General features: G+C 54.1%; 11 protein-coding genes. 7 read left to right on the top strand and 4 right to left on the bottom strand.

Annotation, left to right across the window (positions count from 1 at the left end):
* Positions 1 to 8: 8 nt before the first annotated feature.
* From ACQKE4_RS01675 to tal, 3 genes are read left to right on the top strand one after another with little or no spacing between them, the layout of a single operon-like run.
* Positions 9 to 1,496, top strand: a complete 1,488-nt coding sequence (locus ACQKE4_RS01675; RefSeq protein ID WP_427386604.1) for a mannitol dehydrogenase family protein — start codon at positions 9 to 11, stop codon at positions 1,494 to 1,496.
* Entirely contained in the window at positions 1,496 to 2,983 is a 1,488-nt protein-coding gene (gene xylB / locus ACQKE4_RS01670; RefSeq protein ID WP_427386603.1) for a xylulokinase, read from the top strand. Before ACQKE4_RS01675 ends, xylB begins: the two co-directional genes overlap by 1 nt.
* A gap of 19 nt (positions 2,984 to 3,002) precedes the next feature.
* A complete protein-coding gene (tal, locus tag ACQKE4_RS01665; protein ID WP_427386602.1) occupies positions 3,003 to 3,956 on the top strand; it encodes a transaldolase in 954 nt (317 codons plus the stop codon).
* Positions 3,957 to 4,040: 84 nt separating this feature from the next.
* Here tal and cynS read toward each other — a convergent pair whose 3' ends face one another.
* Genes cynS through ACQKE4_RS01645 form a run of 4 tightly spaced genes read right to left on the bottom strand, consistent with a single transcriptional unit; the run spans position 4,041 to position 7,725 of the window.
* Positions 4,041 to 4,481, bottom strand: coding sequence for a cyanase (gene cynS / locus ACQKE4_RS01660; RefSeq protein WP_427386601.1), 441 nt, complete (start codon positions 4,479 to 4,481; stop codon positions 4,041 to 4,043).
* Positions 4,474 to 5,409 carry an ABC transporter ATP-binding protein gene (locus tag ACQKE4_RS01655; RefSeq protein WP_427386600.1) on the bottom strand — a complete coding sequence of 312 codons (936 nt, stop codon included), beginning with the start codon at positions 5,407 to 5,409 and terminating at the stop codon, positions 4,474 to 4,476. The genes cynS and ACQKE4_RS01655 overlap by 8 nt, the downstream gene beginning before the upstream one ends.
* 43 nt (positions 5,410 to 5,452) lie before the next feature.
* A complete protein-coding gene (gene ntrB, locus ACQKE4_RS01650) occupies positions 5,453 to 6,310 on the bottom strand; it encodes a nitrate ABC transporter permease (protein WP_427386599.1) in 858 nt (285 codons plus the stop codon).
* Positions 6,311 to 6,312: 2 nt separating this feature from the next.
* Positions 6,313 to 7,725: an ABC transporter substrate-binding protein gene (locus ACQKE4_RS01645; protein ID WP_427386598.1), complete on the bottom strand. Its 1,413-nt coding sequence runs from the start codon at positions 7,723 to 7,725 to the stop codon at positions 6,313 to 6,315.
* A gap of 298 nt (positions 7,726 to 8,023) precedes the next feature.
* Here ACQKE4_RS01645 and ACQKE4_RS01640 point away from each other — a divergent pair, with 298 nt between their 5' ends.
* The 4 genes from ACQKE4_RS01640 to ACQKE4_RS01625 all read left to right on the top strand — a co-directional run bounded on the left by ACQKE4_RS01640 (position 8,024) and on the right by ACQKE4_RS01625 (position 16,268).
* Complete coding sequence (locus ACQKE4_RS01640) at positions 8,024 to 9,979, top strand: sigma-54 interaction domain-containing protein (protein ID WP_427386597.1); 1,956 nt, start codon at positions 8,024 to 8,026, stop codon at positions 9,977 to 9,979.
* 273 nt (positions 9,980 to 10,252) lie between these two features.
* Complete coding sequence (locus ACQKE4_RS01635) at positions 10,253 to 11,731, top strand: TolC family outer membrane protein (protein ID WP_427386596.1); 1,479 nt, start codon at positions 10,253 to 10,255, stop codon at positions 11,729 to 11,731.
* Between the two features lie 77 nt (positions 11,732 to 11,808).
* Positions 11,809 to 13,080, top strand: coding sequence for an efflux RND transporter periplasmic adaptor subunit (locus ACQKE4_RS01630; RefSeq protein WP_427386595.1), 1,272 nt, complete (start codon positions 11,809 to 11,811; stop codon positions 13,078 to 13,080).
* On the top strand, positions 13,080 to 16,268 hold the full coding sequence (locus ACQKE4_RS01625; RefSeq protein ID WP_427386594.1) for an efflux RND transporter permease subunit: 3,189 nt from the start codon (positions 13,080 to 13,082) through the stop codon (positions 16,266 to 16,268). Before ACQKE4_RS01630 ends, ACQKE4_RS01625 begins: the two co-directional genes overlap by 1 nt.
* The last annotated feature ends 24 nt before the right edge of the window (positions 16,269 to 16,292 follow it).

Here is a 16,292-nt window from a genome sequence, read left to right as displayed (position 1 = left end):
GAGCACCCATGACCCAACTTAATAACCACAACCTGGGCAATTTGTCCTCCGATGTTGCCACGCCTGGCTATGACCGGAATGCGCTAACGCCTGGCATTGTGCATATTGGGGTAGGGGGATTTCATCGCGCCCATCAAGCCATGTATGTCGATGCGTTGATGAACCAAGGTGATGCGCTGGATTGGGGCATTATTGGTGTAGGCGTAATGCCTGGCGACAAACGCATGCAGCAGGCGCTGGCCGCGCAGGATTATCTTTATACCTTGGTGGTGAAGCACCCCGACGGTCAGTACGAGCCGCGAGTGATTGGCAGCATGCTGAATTACCTGTTTGCACCGGAAGAAACCGAAGCGGTGATTGAGCAGATGGCCGATCCGGCGATTCGCATTGTGTCGCTAACGGTGACGGAAGGTGGCTATAATTTTCACCCGGTAAGTGGTGAGTTTGATCTCGATAACCCTCAGGTGTGCGCGGATCTTGTCAACCCTGCTCAACCTTCCACCAGTTTCGGGCTAGTGGTGGAAGCCCTTGCCCGCCGCCGCACCCGTGGCATTGCGCCATTTACCGTGATGTCTTGCGATAATATTCAAAGCAATGGTGATGTCGCCAAACGTATGTTTGGCGCTTACGCTCGGGCGCGGGATGCCGAGTTAGGCGCTTGGCTTGCCAGTGAGGTGGCGTTTCCCAACGCCATGGTGGATCGCATTACGCCGGTAACATCGCCCACGGATATTGAGGAACTCGCCCAGCGTTTTGGCGTAGAGGACGCTTGGCCGGTAGTCTGCGAGCCCTTCACCCAGTGGGTGTTGGAAGACCACTTCCCCCTTGGCCGCCCGGCGTTTGAAAAGGTAGGCGTTCAAGTCGTTGAGGATGTAGAGCCGTACGAGTTGATGAAGCTGCGCCTACTCAATGCCAGCCATCAGGCGCTGACCTATTTTGGTTATTTAGCCGGATACCGCTACGCCCATGAGGTGTGCCAAGATCCTCTGTTCGTTGATTTTTTGCTGGGCTATATGCGCGAAGAGGGCACGCCGACATTGGCGCCGGTGCCAGGGGTTGATCTTGAAAACTATCGCTTAACGCTGATTGAGCGTTTTGCCAACCCACAAATTAAAGATACCTTGGCACGGTTATGTGCTGAAAGCTCGGATCGCATTCCTAAATGGCTGGTGCCGGTCATTCGCCAGCAGTTGGCTCAGGGTGGAGAAATCTACCGTAGTGCTGCCGTGGTGGCTAGTTGGGCACGCTACGCAGAAGGCCTGGATGAGCAGGGCAAGCCGATTGAGATTGTCGATCGATTGAAAGCACCGCTAATGGTGATTGCTGCTGAGAATCGAGCACGACCTACGGCGTTTATCGAAAACCGCGAACTGTTTGGCGACTTAATTGATAATGACCGTTTTGTTGAGGCGTACTTAACTGCCTTAACGGCGCTGCATGAACGTGGTGCACGCGCTACGCTAGAGGGTCTGGCGTCATCCAAAGGAACGTTGTGATGTATATCGGGGTAGATTGCGGTACCCAGAGTACCAAGGTAGTGGTGGTGGACGTTGAGCGGGGAGTCATTCTCGCTGAAGCAAGCTGTCCCCATCGCCTGGATGAAGGTGAAAATGGCCGCCGTGAACAGGCACCCGCCGAATGGTTAGCGGCGTTAAAGGGGGCGTTTTTTGCCGCCCTCGACAAAGCCGGCGTATTGGCAAGCCAGGTACGCGGCATCGGCGTTTCCGGGCAGCAGCACGGCATGGTGGCACTCGATGCCGATGGCGCCCCGGTTTACCCTGCCAAGCTATGGTGCGACACCGAAACCAGTGCTCAGAACGCCGACCTGGTCGCCCGTTTAGGCGGCGAGGCAGGCTGCCTTGAGAAGCTGGGTCTGGTACTGCAAACCGGCTATACAGCGTCCAAAGTCGCTTGGCTACGCGAGCAACATCCCAATGCCTATCAGCGAATCGAAAGCCTGTTACTACCCCACGACTACCTTAATTACTGGTTAACCGGGGAGCGAGTTACCGAAGCTGGCGATGCCTCGGGTACCGGCTACTTTGATACCCGTAAACGCTGCTGGCAATTAGAGGTATTTGCAGAGATTGCCCCAGAGTTAGACCCAACACGGGTGCTGCCCCGGCTACTTGAAGCTCACGAGCCGGTGGGGGTTGTCCGTCCGGCGGTGGCTCGTGAGTTGGGGCTTGGCGATCAAGTGGTGGTCTCCTCCGGGGGTGGTGACAATATGCTCGGCGCTATTGGCACCGGCAATATCACCCCGGGACTGATTACGCTGAGTTTAGGTACTTCAGGCACGGTCTGCGCCTACTCGGCCACCCCCGTTGAGTGCGATAGCGCCATGGTGGCCAATTTCTGTTCCAGCACGGGCGGCTGGCTGCCACTGATTTGCACTATGAATGTCACCTCGGCCACCACCCGGGTGCGCGAGTTGTTTGGTTTAGACCTAGCCGCGTTTAGCGATAAAGTAGCAAGCGCGCCGATAGGTGCTCAAGGCGTTACCGTACTGCCCTTTTTTAACGGCGAGCGGGTACCTATGTTGCCTGATGCCTCGGCGGACTTTCTTGGTCTGACCAGTTTAAACACTACCCAGGCTAATTTGTGCCGGGCCGTGGTGGAAGGGGCCACTTTCGGGCTACGCTATGGGCTAGAATTACTGGGTGATTTAACCGCTGGTGCAAGCCAGATTCGTTTGATCGGTGGCGGCGCTAACAGCCACGTGTGGCGGCAGATGGTGGCTGACATCACTGGGACTCAGGTAATTTGCCCTGAGATTACCGATGCGGCCGCCTTGGGTGCCGCGCTTCAGGCGGCTTGGTGCGACCAGCGCGCAGAGGGCGTAACGCTGGAAGCGCTGTGTGAACGTTTAGTCCATCTGGATGCGCAGTCGCTCGCTGACCCTCAACCAGAACGGGTGGCTGCTTACCAACAGGTTTATGCACGCTATTGCGCAGCACTTGAACAACGCCATGGCGGCGCTTAACAGCATATAAGGAGATTTTATGACGAGCCAGCTGCAACAATTAAAGCAACATTCGCTTGTCGTCGCTGATACCGGCGATCTTGACGCTATTCGTCGTTACCAGCCGCAAGATGCGACGACCAACCCGTCACTGCTGCTTAAGGCGTTTAGCTTGCCAGGTTATCAAGCGTTGATTGATGAAGAGTTGAGCAGCGTTAAAGCCTTGGGCGGTAATCGTGAAGATCAAGTCAAACATGCGGTGGATCGCTTGGCCGTCGCCATGGGCAGTGAAATCTCAGCGGTAGTGCCGGGGCGTGTTTCCACTGAAGTGGCTGCCCGGCTGTCGTTTGATACCCAAGCCAGTATTGCCAAGGCCCATGAGTTAATTGAGCTGTACGACGCCCGCGGCGTATCACGTGACCGCGTGTTAATTAAGCTGGCCTCTACTTGGGAAGGTATTCGTGCGGCTGAGGTACTTGAGCGGGAAAATATTCAGTGTAACTTGACGCTGCTGTTTAGCGACGCCCAAGCTCAGGCCTGTTTTGATGCCGGCGTATTTCTAATTTCGCCGTTTGTGGGTCGGGTGACTGATTGGTACAAAAAAGAGACCGGCAACGACTACACCCCGGAAAACGACCCGGGCGTTCAGTTTGTACAAGGCGTGTGCGAGCGCGCCAATCAGGGCGGTTATGAAACCGTGGTGATGGGGGCGAGCTTCCGCACCACCGGCCAGGTGCTTGCCTTGGCAGGCTGCCCGCGGTTAACCATCTCGCCTGCGTTACTGGAGGAGTTGGACGCGACACAAGGTAACGTAAGTGCGCAAATTCGCACTGGCGATGGCAGTGGCAAGGCCGCTGAGCCGCTAAGCGAGGGCGCTTTCCGTTGGGGGCATAACCAAGATGCCATGGCCAACGATAAGCTGGCGGAAGGCATCCGTCGCTTCCACGATGACCAGCTTGAACTAGAAAGCCTGATTGAGAAGCGGCTGAGCTAACCGCGCGAACAGCTGCATAAAAAAACGCCGCCCCAGCCAATTGGTTGGGGCGGCGTCACTGTAAGTAGCGTTGTAAGCGTCGAATTACCAGGACTTATAAGGCAGGAACTTACCGTTCAGAGTTAGCAGTACGCGGTCGCCTTTCGGGTCTTCGATTTTGTCGACCTCCATGGCGAAGTCGATGGCGCTCATAATGCCGTCGCCAAACTTCTCCTGGACGACGTCTTTTAGAGTTTCGCCGTAAACGCCGACCACTTCATACAGACGATAAACGAACGGGTCTTGGGGGATCGCTTCATCCCATGCTTTGGTGGGGAAGGCCACCAAAGCATCGGCTACGTCGCTCTCTACCCCTAGCGCGTCACACATTTGATGCGCCACCTCTTTGCTGGCGCTATTCATGCCGTAGCAGGCGGAGGCGACCCAGACCGGCGACATGCCGACTGCTTTAGCGATATCGTCCCAGCTCATTTTTTTACGCGCTTTGGCGGCGAGCAGAGTGTGACGCATTTCGAGCTTATCCATGACGAATCTCCTTGGGTATGAACTTAACTAACTTCTCTTCGTGTGGGGGAGCGCTGCTATCGATCGGCTGATCGATCTTGGCCGGATTAACCCGCGTTGGGTAGCGCAAGCCTTTAGGTTCGTTCTCCTGGACGCGTAGATCGCTTGAGCGATTGACCAGAAAATCGACCAGGTAATTACGGATGGTGTAGAAGTTGGGGTGCTTGACGATCTCGGCGCGATTGCGTGGCCGCGGCAGGTCAATTTCCACCGCTTCCGCAATACGTGCCTCGGGGCCGTTGGTCATCAAGAAAATCCGGTCAGCGAGCAGAATCGCCTCATCCACATCGTGGGTGATCATGAACACGGTTTGCTGGTCGTGGGTCCAGATTTTGACCAGCTCATCCTGAATCACCCCGCGGGTAAGCGCATCCAGGGCGCCAAACGGCTCATCAAGCAGCAGCAATTTAGGCTTGGTGGCAAAGGCGCGGGCGATACTCACCCGCTGGCGCATACCGCCAGAAAGCTGGGAGGGCTTCCGGCTTACCACTTCCTTTAGCCCCACCATCTCCAGGTACTTCATGCTGTGGTCGGTCACTTCGCGTTCGCTCCACTCTTTCCAGCGGGCGCGAACCCCGAAACGGACGTTTTCAAGGGCGGTCAGCCATGGCAGCAAGCTGTAGTTTTGAAACACCACACCGCGCTCAAGTCCTGGGCCATTAATCTCTTTGCCTTCCATGACCATGGAGCCATCGGAGAACTGATCTAGCCCGGCCAGGGCATTCATAATGGTCGACTTGCCGCAGCCAGAGTGGCCAATGATGCAAACGAACTCGCCTTTTTGCAGTTGGAAGCTAACGTTTTCAAATACCGTAAGCGGCGCTGCATCTTTAGTGCTGCCAGGAAACCGTTTGGCGGCTTGCTGAACTTCGACAAAAGCGTGACTCATGATTTAACTCCTCGTGGTTGCTCTTTGTGTTCGCTCGCTTGATTTATTCTGCGTAGGTCACAAAGCGCGCCACATAGGCCAGCGACATATCCAGCAGCATGCCGACGATACCGATCATCAAGATCGAGAAGATCACACTGGTAAGATCCAGGTTGTTCCACTCATTCCACACGTAGTAGCCAATGCCAGTACCGCCCACGAGCATCTCGGCGGCGACAATCACCAGCCAGGCGATGCCAATCGAGATTCGCATGCCGGTTAAAATTGTTGGCGCAGCGGCGGGCAAAATGACCTTAAAGGCGGTTTTCAATGACGACAGCTCGTGGGTACGGGCGACATTGACCCAGTCTTGCCTTACCCCGGCGACCCCAAAGGCGGTATTCAACAGCATTGGCCAGATCGAGCAGATAAAAATCACGAAGATCGCCGAGGCTTCCGCATCACGGATGATAAATAGCGCCAACGGCATCCAAGCGAGCGGTGAGATAGGGCGCAGCACCTGAATAAATGGGTTCAGCGCCTTATACATCAGGGGCGACATGCCAATCAGAAAACCAATCGGGATGGCCACGGCGGCCGCCATTAAGTAGCCCGCCAGTACCCGATACAGCGAATAGCCCAGTTGGATTCCAATGCCTTTGTCGTTGGGTCCGGCGTCGTAAAACGGATCGGAAAGCTGCTCCCAGGCGCGCACCATAATGGCGGAAGGGGGCGGGACGCTGGCGGTCTCATCGGCACCGCCGAGCAGCATTTCATATTCGCTTAACTCGGCCCCGCCACCTAGGATGGGCACCCGGTTAAGGCCCTCCCAAAGACCTAATAGCAGCGCTAGAATAACTACCGCCAATAGGCCAGCACGTAGATTGAGGCTTAATTTCCACTCGGTCGTTGTGCGATCCATGGTTAGCTCCTGCCAATATCAAAACTTTGCAGATAGGCGTCGGGCTGGGTGTAATCGAAGGTTTTTCCCATGATTTCGTAGTTACGTGAGGTCTCTTCAGGGGCGTCGTAGCCTAACTCGCGCATTACATCGCGGGCTTCGGTTGCTAGGAACACATCACGGGCTACCTGCTGATAATCCACATGACCTTCGATATAACCCCAACGCTTCATCTGGGTCAGAATCCACACTGCCATGGAGTGCCAGGGGAATGGGTCAAAGTCGATGCGGTCAGGCACGTTTTGCACTTCACCTAAACCGTCGGCATAGCGTCCGGTCAGCACCTGCTCAATGACCGTGACGGGCTGGTTGAGATAGTTGGTGGGCGCAATCGCTTCGGCGATCTCGGAGCGATTGGCCGGGTCGGATGAGTACTGGGTTGCGTCGATAATCGCCCGCAACAGGGCACCATAAGTATTGGGGTTTTCACGCGCGAAGGTGGCGCTAGTGGCAAAAGCGCAGCAGGGGTGGCCGTCCCAAATATCTTTGGTGAGCACATGAATAAAGCCAATGCGCTCGAATACCGCACGCTGGTTAAACGGGTCGGGCGATAAAAAGCCATCAATGTTGCCTGCCCGTAAGTTAGCAACCATTTCCGGGGGCGGGATCACGCGAATTTGAATATCCTGATCGGGGTCTAAGCCATGCTCGGCAACGTAGTAACGCAACAAGAAATTATGCATGGAGTACTCAAACGGTACGCCGAACGTAAAACCCTTCCATTGCTGAGGGTCGCGTTTATCCTGATGATCATTATGTAAAACGATCGCCTGACCGTTAATGTTTTCAATCGCCGGGGTAATAAAAGAGCGCTGTGACGAGCCTACGCCCAAGCTCATGGCGAGTGGCATAGGTGACAACATATGCGCGGCATCAAAGCGGTCATTAAGCGAATTATCGCGGATGAGTGCCCAGCCTGCGGTTTTAATAACATTTACATTCAGGCCGTAGCGCTCATAAAAGCCCATGGGGTGGGCCATGATGATCGGCGTGGCACAGGTGATGGGGATAAAGCCGATATCCAACTCGGTCTTTTCCAAAGGCCCCAAATCTTCTTTAACTGCTGCTTTAATCGCATCCATGGGTAGCAGGCTTGCCAGCGCTGCGGCGACCGTGCCGCCGCCCACCAGTTTCATAAACTGTCGGCGATGCATATCACTATGGCCAAACATGCCGCGCACTAAGGCGCTTTCAACCATTCGATCCATCATCGCGTCGCTATCGGTGGGTGCCGATGAAGGCCCTGCCTGGGACGATGTAATGATAGATTTAGTCGAAGGCTGGCAGTCGTGACAATCACAATGCCCTCCATGGATAAGAGATTGACGGTGATCGAACGGGTTCCCGAGACTGCTGTGGTCGTTGTTGTCTTTCATGGACGTTCACCTCACAGGAGCAAAAAAACAGATGGCTGCGCCGTCTTGGTGCGAAATAGCAACATATGCGGCGTTACTGTGGTCATTGCGATTTGTGTGCCAACTTGGTTATTTGATTTTTAAGTAATTGTTTTTAAATAATTAAGAGTTATTTTGAGCAGCACTTTCGGTGAAGTGAATTAGCTACGAAAAATCGTAAATAACGATATTTCGTTGTTTTATTGACGAAAAATCGTAAATGGCGCGGGAATTGAATGGTTATGCAGAGATGTCGTCTTTGAGCCATGAGGAGCGCCCAATGCGTGCTGAACAAGTCCGCCGTGTTGCTGATTCATCAGTAATGGATTCTGCACTGATGGGCGGCTATGCACCGCTGGCGATGATGGTCGTCGACCCCTTTAAAGACCAACTGGTAGCGGCCAATCAAGCGGCATGTCAATGGCTCTGCATTGATGACCCGCTGCCATTAGTCACCCCGTTTAGCCATCGCTTAAGTGCTTCTCTGCCACTCTGGGTGAGTTTTACCGATGAAGTGCTGGCACGGAATACGGCCTGGTCGGACGATTTAGTACTGCTCGATATGCAGCGCCAGCCATACCGAGTCGAGGTGTACGCTCAGCGCATTGATGACACCTCGCAACTGCTATTAACGCTGATTGATCGCAACAAGGCTGAACAGCAGCGGGCCAAAGCAGAGCTGGGTCGCCAGCATCGTCAGGGGGAAGTAGGCTGGCAGCGGGTCGAGCAGGTATTTGAGCGGATTGAAAAGCAGAACCAGCTAATTCTTAGCGCCGCAGGGGAGGGTATTTATGGCTTGGATGCCGAGGGCAAAACCACCTTTGTCAACCCAGCTGCCGAGCGTATTTTGGGCTGGAGTACCGATGATATGGTCGGCCACGATGCACATATAATGTTTCACCACACCCACGCTGATGGCAGCCATTTTCCGGTACAGCAGTGCCCCATTCATGCCTCGTTTAGCGATGGCCAAGTGCATCACGTCGATAACGAAGTGTTTTGGCACAAAAACGGTGAAGCGATACCCGTTGAGTACACCAGTACGCCCATTTTTGAGATGGGACGTTTAGTGGGGGCGGTGGTGCTGTTTCGCGATATACGTGAACGTAAGCGCGCTGAGCAGCAACTGCGCGATGCGCTGGCTGAAGTTGAGACCCTCAAGCAGCGCTTAGAGCTAGAGAACGAATACCTTCAAGAAGAGATAAAAGCGGAGCTTAACCACCGCGATATTGTGGGCAATAGCCCTGCCGTGGCAAAACTCCTTAAGCAGATAGAGATGGTCGCACCGACCAGTGCCAACGTACTGATTAGCGGCGAGTCCGGCACTGGCAAAGAGCTGATTGCCCGGGCCATTCATGCGGGCAGTACGCGCAGTGACCGGCCGCTTATTCGCGTCAACTGCGCCGCTATCCCGCGAGACCTGTTTGAAAGCGAGTTTTTTGGCCATGTAAAAGGTGCTTTTACCGGTGCGGTGCAAGACCGCCCCGGCCGCTTCGAGCTGGCCCACGGCGGCACGCTATTTCTGGATGAGGTGGGCGAGATACCGCTAGAGCTACAGAGCAAGCTGCTGAGGGTATTGCAGGATCAGCAGTTTGAACGGGTGGGCGACAACCGTACTCGGGAAGTAGATGTACGCGTGATTGCTGCTACCAACCGCGAGCTGCGTGAAATGATTGATGAAGGGCGTTTCCGTGAAGATCTCTATTTCCGGCTTAATGTATTCCCAATTGATTCGGTACCGTTACGCAATCGCATTGAAGACGTGCCGCTGCTGGCGCGACACTTTTTACACCGGGCCTGCCTGAAATTTAATAAGCCGGGAGTGCGCATTCCCCCCGCACAATTTGAAATTTTGCAGCGCTACCCATGGCCGGGCAATATCCGTGAGTTGGAAAACGTTATTGAGCGGCAGGTCATTGTGACCCAGGATCGGCGGCTGGTATTTGATGATCTTCTATTAGGTGAGCCACCACGCTCATTAAAACACTCAAGTGCTCTAACGTCAGATGCTCGCGAGAATACGGTGAATAGTGCTGCGGCCTTATTAACCGAACATGCGTTAAGTCAGCAACAGCGGGAAAGTACGATTTCCGCCTTAACGCAGGCAAGGGGGAAAGTCTCGGGGGCTGGTGGCGCCGCGGAATTATTAGGTATAAAGCCGACAACGCTCGCGTCGCGGCTGAATAAGTGGGGGATTGAGGCGCGGGAATTCCGACAGAGGAAAACTAAACTATGATCATTTTAGCGGTAAGTATCGTCACCTTGGCGATACTTTTGGCTAAGGTATGTAGCAAGCGACTTGACAATAGGCTGTACACACAATTTTAGATTGTTCAAGGCTAGCATACATACATGAATGTAACTATAATGCTCATCTTTCTTGATGGCGTCGTACTTTGAGTGACCGTACTTTGAGTGACTGTATTTTAAGTGACTGTATTTTAAGTGACTGTATTTTAAGTGACTTAGTACGTTTGCCATTCTGACGTCAATACCTAGAGGCAATCCCATGCGACTGGCACACTGGGCAGTCAATGCCCCTTTACGACCCTTACTATTGGCGGTTTTTACGGCTTCCTTCGTGTTGCCCGCTCAAGCTGCCGACCTGATTACGATTACTCGTGATGCGTTAAATAATAACGCTGCGCTGGCCTCTGCGCGTTCGGAATATTTAGGCGTTGAAGCGGGCAGGGATATTGTACGGGGCGGGTTATTACCCCAGGTGAGTGCGACGGGTAACGCGGCACATAACCAGCAGTATGAAAGTCAGACTTCCTCTCGTTTGGGCGCTGGTACTGGTGATCCTGGCACAGAGATTGGCAGTTTTGGGACCAGTGATGATCGTTACAACACCGCCTCGCTTTCTCTTGAAGCGACGCAAACGCTATTTGATGAAGTGACACGTCAACAGGTAACCCAGGCTGAACGTCAAATTGATCAACAGGTGTATTTGCTAGCCGCCACTGAGCAGCAGCTGTTAATCGATGTGGCTAGCGCTTATTTCGATATTCTTCGCGCCCATGAGGTGCTTGAAGCGCGCCTAGCCCAAGAGCGGGCGATTGGCCGTCAGTTTGAGCAAGCTAGTGAGCAATTCGAAGTCGGTTTGATTGCGATTACCGAAGTAGAAGAAGCGCGCGCCACTTTTGATCAATCACGAGCAGACCGCATTGCCGCAGAGAGTAATCTTCAGGTTGCTTTTGAAGCGTTAGAACAGCTGACCGGTCAGCGTTACGCCAGCATTGACGCATTAGGGGACAGCATGCCAATTGCACTCCCCCAGCCTAGTAGCCGCGATTACTGGGTAGAACAAGCCATTGAGCTAAACCCTCAGGTATTGGCGCAGCGGGCCGGTATTGAGATTTCACGTAGCGGTGTCGACATTGCCCGTGCTGGCCGGATGCCCACATTTCAAGCGTTTGGCAACTACCAGCTTGCTGGCAGCGATGTCGACGGTACGTCAGGTAGAGACTCCTCCAGCCAAGTAGGCGTGAGCGCTAATTTGCCGATTTATACCGGCGGCAGTACCAGTGCCAGCATTCGTCAGGGCACCTATCAGTTGGAAAGCAGCCAGTATGATTTTGAGTCACAGCGCCGCACCACCATTCAGCAGGTGCGTTCGCTCTATACCCAAGTCAGTAACGATGTGGAAACCGTCGAAGCCCGCCAGCAGGCTATTGTCTCAACCCGCAGCGCCCTTGAAGCCACCCGTGCAGGTTACGAAGTGGGCACCCGCAACATCGTTGATGTGCTGAACGCCGAACAAAACCTCTATAACGCCATCGCTAACTATGCCGAGTCCCGCTACGACTACGTGGTGAACTTGCTCTCACTACGTCAGCAGGCTGGGCTTTTAGATGTACAAGCCATAGAGGAAGTTAATGCTTGGTTAACCGGTGATAGCGTTAATTTCACCTTGCCAGAGAGCGGTGACAATGACCGCTATCAGCGCGCGCTCGACATTGGTGTGCCGCCCCAGCCTGGCAGGTGATGACGCTAACCTGAACATGCTTCAGGTGCGTATGTGCTATTAGCCGACTTTCAAAAAGACATATGGGAATTCAACGTATGAAGAAGATGATTCAATCACGCCGAGCGAGCTTGGTAACGCTCGTCGCCGCGCTGGCACTCGCGGCCTGTGGTCAAGATCAAGCCGAGACACCGCAGCAGGGTGCCGAGCAAGAGGCCCCACCCCATAAAGTCGAAGTGGCAGAAATGGCTCGCCAAAATATCCCGCTGAATAAGTCCTACCCTTCTTTGTTACGCAGTGACAGCGAAGTAACGCTGGTCGCGCGGGTAGATGGCTTTCTGGAAGAGCGTCACTTTGAGCCCGGTCAGCTAGTGGAAGAGGGCGATCAGCTTTACACCATCGAGCCGGATCTTTATCAAGCAACGGTTAATCAGCGTGATGCAGATCTGCAAAGCGCCCGTGCTGAGCTTTTCCGTGCCCAGCGCGATGCCCAGCGTTTTGAACAGTTATTGAGCCAAAACTCGGTTAGTCGCCAACAGTATGACCAAGCGTTGGCTGATCAGCGTGTCGCTCAGGCGAGCGTAGCGCAAGCAGAGGCGGCCTTAACCAGTGCCAACCTGGATCTTGGCTATTCACAGGTGACGGCACCTGTGTCCGGCATGATCAGTTTAAGCCAGGTGAACGTGGGTAATTTGGTCACATCGGGTACCGAGCTTGCCACGATTACCCCCCTTGATCCGCTAGAGGTGCGCTTTCAACTGCCTCAGCGAGACGCTTTTGAGCTGCGTCGGCAACTCAGCGATGGCAGTGATTTGTCTGACCTTCGTGCGCTGTTAAGTATTCCGGGCGTGAGTGGTGGCAGCGATTTTGAGCTTGAAGGGCACTTAGACTTCCTAGGTTCACGAGTGGATAGCGGCACCAGTACGGTGCAGGCGTCGGCAACGTTTGAAAACCCTGACGCTACTGTGCTGCCCGGGCAGTTTGTGCGTGTGCGCATCGAAGGGTTACAGCGCTTTGATGTCATGGCAGTGCCCGAAATTGCCGTGACGCAAGGGCTAATGGGCCCCCAGGTCTTTGTGCTGGATGAAGACGATAAAGCGCGGGCAAGAACCGTGGTGTTGGGTGAAGTTGCTGGCCCGTGGCAGATTATCCGTGAAGGCTTAGCACCGGGTGAGCGGGTTATTGTAGGCGACACCGCTGGTTTAGAGCCGGGCATGGTGATTGAAGCGTTGCCCTTTAATGGCAATGCTGAAGCCATTGTGGCAGAGGCTGAGCAGGAAGAAGCGCAGCAACAGGCGCAAGCAGCACAAGCGATGGAAGAGGGGGCAGCCGGTGGCCAGCCCGCTGAAGGAGAAGAGGGTGCTCAATAATGAATTTCTCTAACTTCTTCATTAGCCGTCCGATCTTTGCCACCGTATTGGCAATTATCGTGACACTGGTGGGCGTCATGTCCATGCGCGTGCTGCCCATTGAGCAGTACCCCAGTGTGGTGCCGCCCACGGTATCGGTGCAGGCGCAGTTCCCCGGCGCGGATGCGGAAACCGTTGCTCAAACCGTCGCTGCACCGCTTGCAGAGGCCATTAACGGCGTTGAGGACATGCTTTACATGACCTCAAACAGCGCTGATAACGGCATTATGAGCCTGAGCGTGGCCTTCAACATCGGCACCGATGGCGATATTAATACCATCAACGTTAACAACCGTGTGCAAGGAGCGCTTTCACAGCTCCCTGAGGCCGTGCAGTCTCAAGGTGTGACCGTTGAGCTGCGTTCAGACTCTATTTTGATGCTGTTAGCGTTAACCTCACCTAACGGTGACTACAACAACGTCTACATGCAGAACTACGCCACACTCAATATCTTGGATGAATTACGCCAAGTGCCTGGGGTGGGCAATGCCGAGGTATTGGGCGGCGGTGAATTTGCCATGCGGATTTGGATGGATCCCGATAAGCTGGCGCAGTACGACCTTACACCGAGTGAAGTTGCGACGGCTATTCGTTCGCAAAATACTGAAATACCTGCCGGTAGTTTAGCTTCAACGCCGCAGAGCGAACCACGTGCCTACACCTATACCATTACGGCAGGTGGCCGACTCAACAACGCTGATGATTTCCGTAATATTTATCTACGCACTAACCCTGATGGGTCATCGCTGCGCTTAGAAGACGTGGCGCGTATTGAACTTGGCGCTTCTTTTTATGGTATCGACGCGCGTTTGAACGGCTCGACCATGACGCCGATTATTATCAACCAGCAGCCTGGCGCTAATGCTTTAGAAACCGCCAATGCGGTGCGCGCTACCATGGATGGTCTGGAGAGTCGTTTTCCGCCGGGGCTTGAATATGTTACCCCTTACGACACGACGCTATTCATTGATGCCTCAGTCAGTACTGTGTTGAAAGTTTTTATAGAGGCTTTCCTGATCGTTATCGTCATTCTGTTTATTTTCCTGCAGAACTGGCGCTTTACGGTTATTGCCATGTCGGTAGTGCCGGTATCGGTCATAGGTACGTTCGCATTTTTCTATCTGTTCGGTTTCTCGATCAACCTGTTGACGCTGTTTGCGCTGGTGCTATCGATAGGCATTGTGGTCGACGATGCCATATTGGTGGTGGAAAACGTCGAGCGCGTGCTGAGTGAAGAAGAGGATATCAGCGTTCGCGATGCCACCATCCGAGCGATGAAGGAAGTTGGCGGACCGGTTATTGCAACGTCGCTAATCATGGCGGCAGTGTTTGTACCCGTGGCCTTTTTGGGTGGTTTTACAGGGCAAATTTACCAGCAGTTTGCACTTACCATAGCGCTCTCTGTTGGGCTTTCGGCGGTCATGGCGTTGACCTTTACGCCAGCCCTGTCAGCTATTTTTATCAAGCATAAAATTGCCGGTGCCGGTCAGTCTACGTTCAAGCGTGCGGTGAATACGCCGCTGCGCCTATTTGATCGTATGTTTGCCGGTATTACCGCCGTTTATATGTGGCTGGTAAAAGGCTTAGTGCGTTTTTGGGTACTGGCGATTGCGCTGACGGTGGCAACAGGGGCTGGCTCTTACTGGCTGTATGCCAATACGCCTTCAACGCTGGTGCCGGAAACCGACCAGGGTGTCGTGTTGGTGAGCGTATCGCTGCCGGATGCGGCATCGCTTGATCGTACACAGCGCTACATGGCGAAACTCAGTGCTGAGGTTGAAAAAATCCCCGGTGTTGAATACTCCTCTGCTGTGGCGGGTTACGACATTCTTTCGGGGGCTGTGAATACGGCGCGCGGCGTTATGTTCGTCAACATGCACCCTTGGGAGGAGCGTGAGCTGACGGCGGATGGTCTTGTTGGGCAGATTATGGGGCTGGGTGCCAGCATTGATGGTGGCTCAGCGATGGCGTTTAACGTGCCGCCCATTATGGGGCTTTCGACGACAGGCGGCTTTACCGGCTACTTGCAGTCCTTTGATGGCGCATCGACACGTGAGCTGTATGAGGCTTCGCTGCAAATTATGCAGAAGGCTAATCAGCATCCTGCCTTAAACCGAGTGTTCTCAACGTTCAACGTTAACGTACCGTCTTACCGCGCGAACATTGATCAGCAGAAAGCATTAAGTTACGGCGTGGCGCTGGAGAACATTACGTCGACGCTTGCTAATACCTTTGGTAACGGCTTTGTGAACTACTTCAGCTACCAAAACCGTAACTTCCAGGTCTATCTGCAAAACGAAGATGAGTTCCGCAAAACGCCCGAGGATCTCAGCAGTGTTTATGTGCGCGGCGGTAATGGTGAGCGCATCCCGCTGTCGGAGTTTGTCGAACTTGAACGCCAAACGGGAGCAGCCGTGGTATCGCGTTTCGGCGTGTATGCGGGTGCCCAGTTCCAGGGTGGTCCTGCCACCGGCTATAGCTCTGTTCAGGCGATTGAGGCGATGGAGGAAATCGTTCAAGAGACACTAGGCGCTAACTGGGGCATGGGCTGGACCGGGACGGCTTACCAGGAAGCCAACCAGGGCAATGCGGCAACGTTGGCGATTGTCTTCGGGCTGTTAATGGTCTTCTTGATTCTGGCCGCTCAGTATGAAAGCTGGTCGCTGCCGCTGGCGGTATTGACCGCGACACCCTTTGCTTTCCTGGGTGCTATCGGCGGGATTGCGCTACGCGGCTTGGACACCAGCGTGTATGTGCAAATTGGTATGCTGGTGGTGGTCGGGTTGGCAGCGAAGAACGCGATCCTGATCGTTGAGTTTGCTGAGCTACAGCGCAAAGAGCAGGGTAAAACAATCCGAGAGGCGGCTATTACTGCAGCGGAACTGCGTTTCCGGCCAATTGTGATGACCTCGCTGGCGTTTATCTTTGGTACGCTGCCGTTAGCCTTAGCCACCGGTGCCAGCGACGTGAGTAGTCACCACATTGGTACAACGGTCGCTATGGGCATGTTCTCGGTGGCCACCCTGGGTAGTCTGTTTATTCCCAGCTTCTACGCCATGATCGCGACAGCCTCCGATTGGTTGAGTCGCAAGACAAAAGGGGATCAGCATGAACCCTCAAAACCTGCGTTGGAGCACGATCATCACTAGTGCTTAACGATTAAGCTAGAGTGT

It is taken from the genome of Halomonas sp. NPDC076908 (genome assembly GCF_050269715.1).
Lineage (GTDB): Bacteria > Pseudomonadota > Gammaproteobacteria > Pseudomonadales > Halomonadaceae > Vreelandella.
The sequence above is the reverse complement of the archived record's forward strand: the minus strand, read 5'-3'. Positions and strand labels throughout refer to the sequence as shown.

What these genes read in the sequence shown, in the direction of transcription:
- ACQKE4_RS01630 (WP_427386595.1), top strand. Translation starts at nt 11,809, where the DNA reads ATGAAGAAGATGATTCAATCACGCCGAGCGAGCTTGGTAACGCTCGTC.
- ACQKE4_RS01640 (WP_427386597.1), top strand. Translation starts at nt 8,024, where the DNA reads ATGCGTGCTGAACAAGTCCGCCGTGTTGCTGATTCATCAGTAATGGAT.
- ACQKE4_RS01625 (WP_427386594.1), top strand. Translation starts at nt 13,080, where the DNA reads ATGAATTTCTCTAACTTCTTCATTAGCCGTCCGATCTTTGCCACCGTA.
- ntrB (WP_427386599.1), bottom strand. Translation starts at nt 6,310, where the DNA reads ATGGATCGCACAACGACCGAGTGGAAATTAAGCCTCAATCTACGTGCT.
- ACQKE4_RS01675 (WP_427386604.1), top strand. Translation starts at nt 9, where the DNA reads ATGACCCAACTTAATAACCACAACCTGGGCAATTTGTCCTCCGATGTT.
- ACQKE4_RS01645 (WP_427386598.1), bottom strand. Translation starts at nt 7,725, where the DNA reads ATGAAAGACAACAACGACCACAGCAGTCTCGGGAACCCGTTCGATCAC.
- ACQKE4_RS01635 (WP_427386596.1), top strand. Translation starts at nt 10,253, where the DNA reads ATGCGACTGGCACACTGGGCAGTCAATGCCCCTTTACGACCCTTACTA.
- ACQKE4_RS01655 (WP_427386600.1), bottom strand. Translation starts at nt 5,409, where the DNA reads ATGAGTCACGCTTTTGTCGAAGTTCAGCAAGCCGCCAAACGGTTTCCT.
- cynS (WP_427386601.1), bottom strand. Translation starts at nt 4,481, where the DNA reads ATGGATAAGCTCGAAATGCGTCACACTCTGCTCGCCGCCAAAGCGCGT.
- tal (WP_427386602.1), top strand. Translation starts at nt 3,003, where the DNA reads ATGACGAGCCAGCTGCAACAATTAAAGCAACATTCGCTTGTCGTCGCT.
- xylB (WP_427386603.1), top strand. Translation starts at nt 1,496, where the DNA reads ATGTATATCGGGGTAGATTGCGGTACCCAGAGTACCAAGGTAGTGGTG.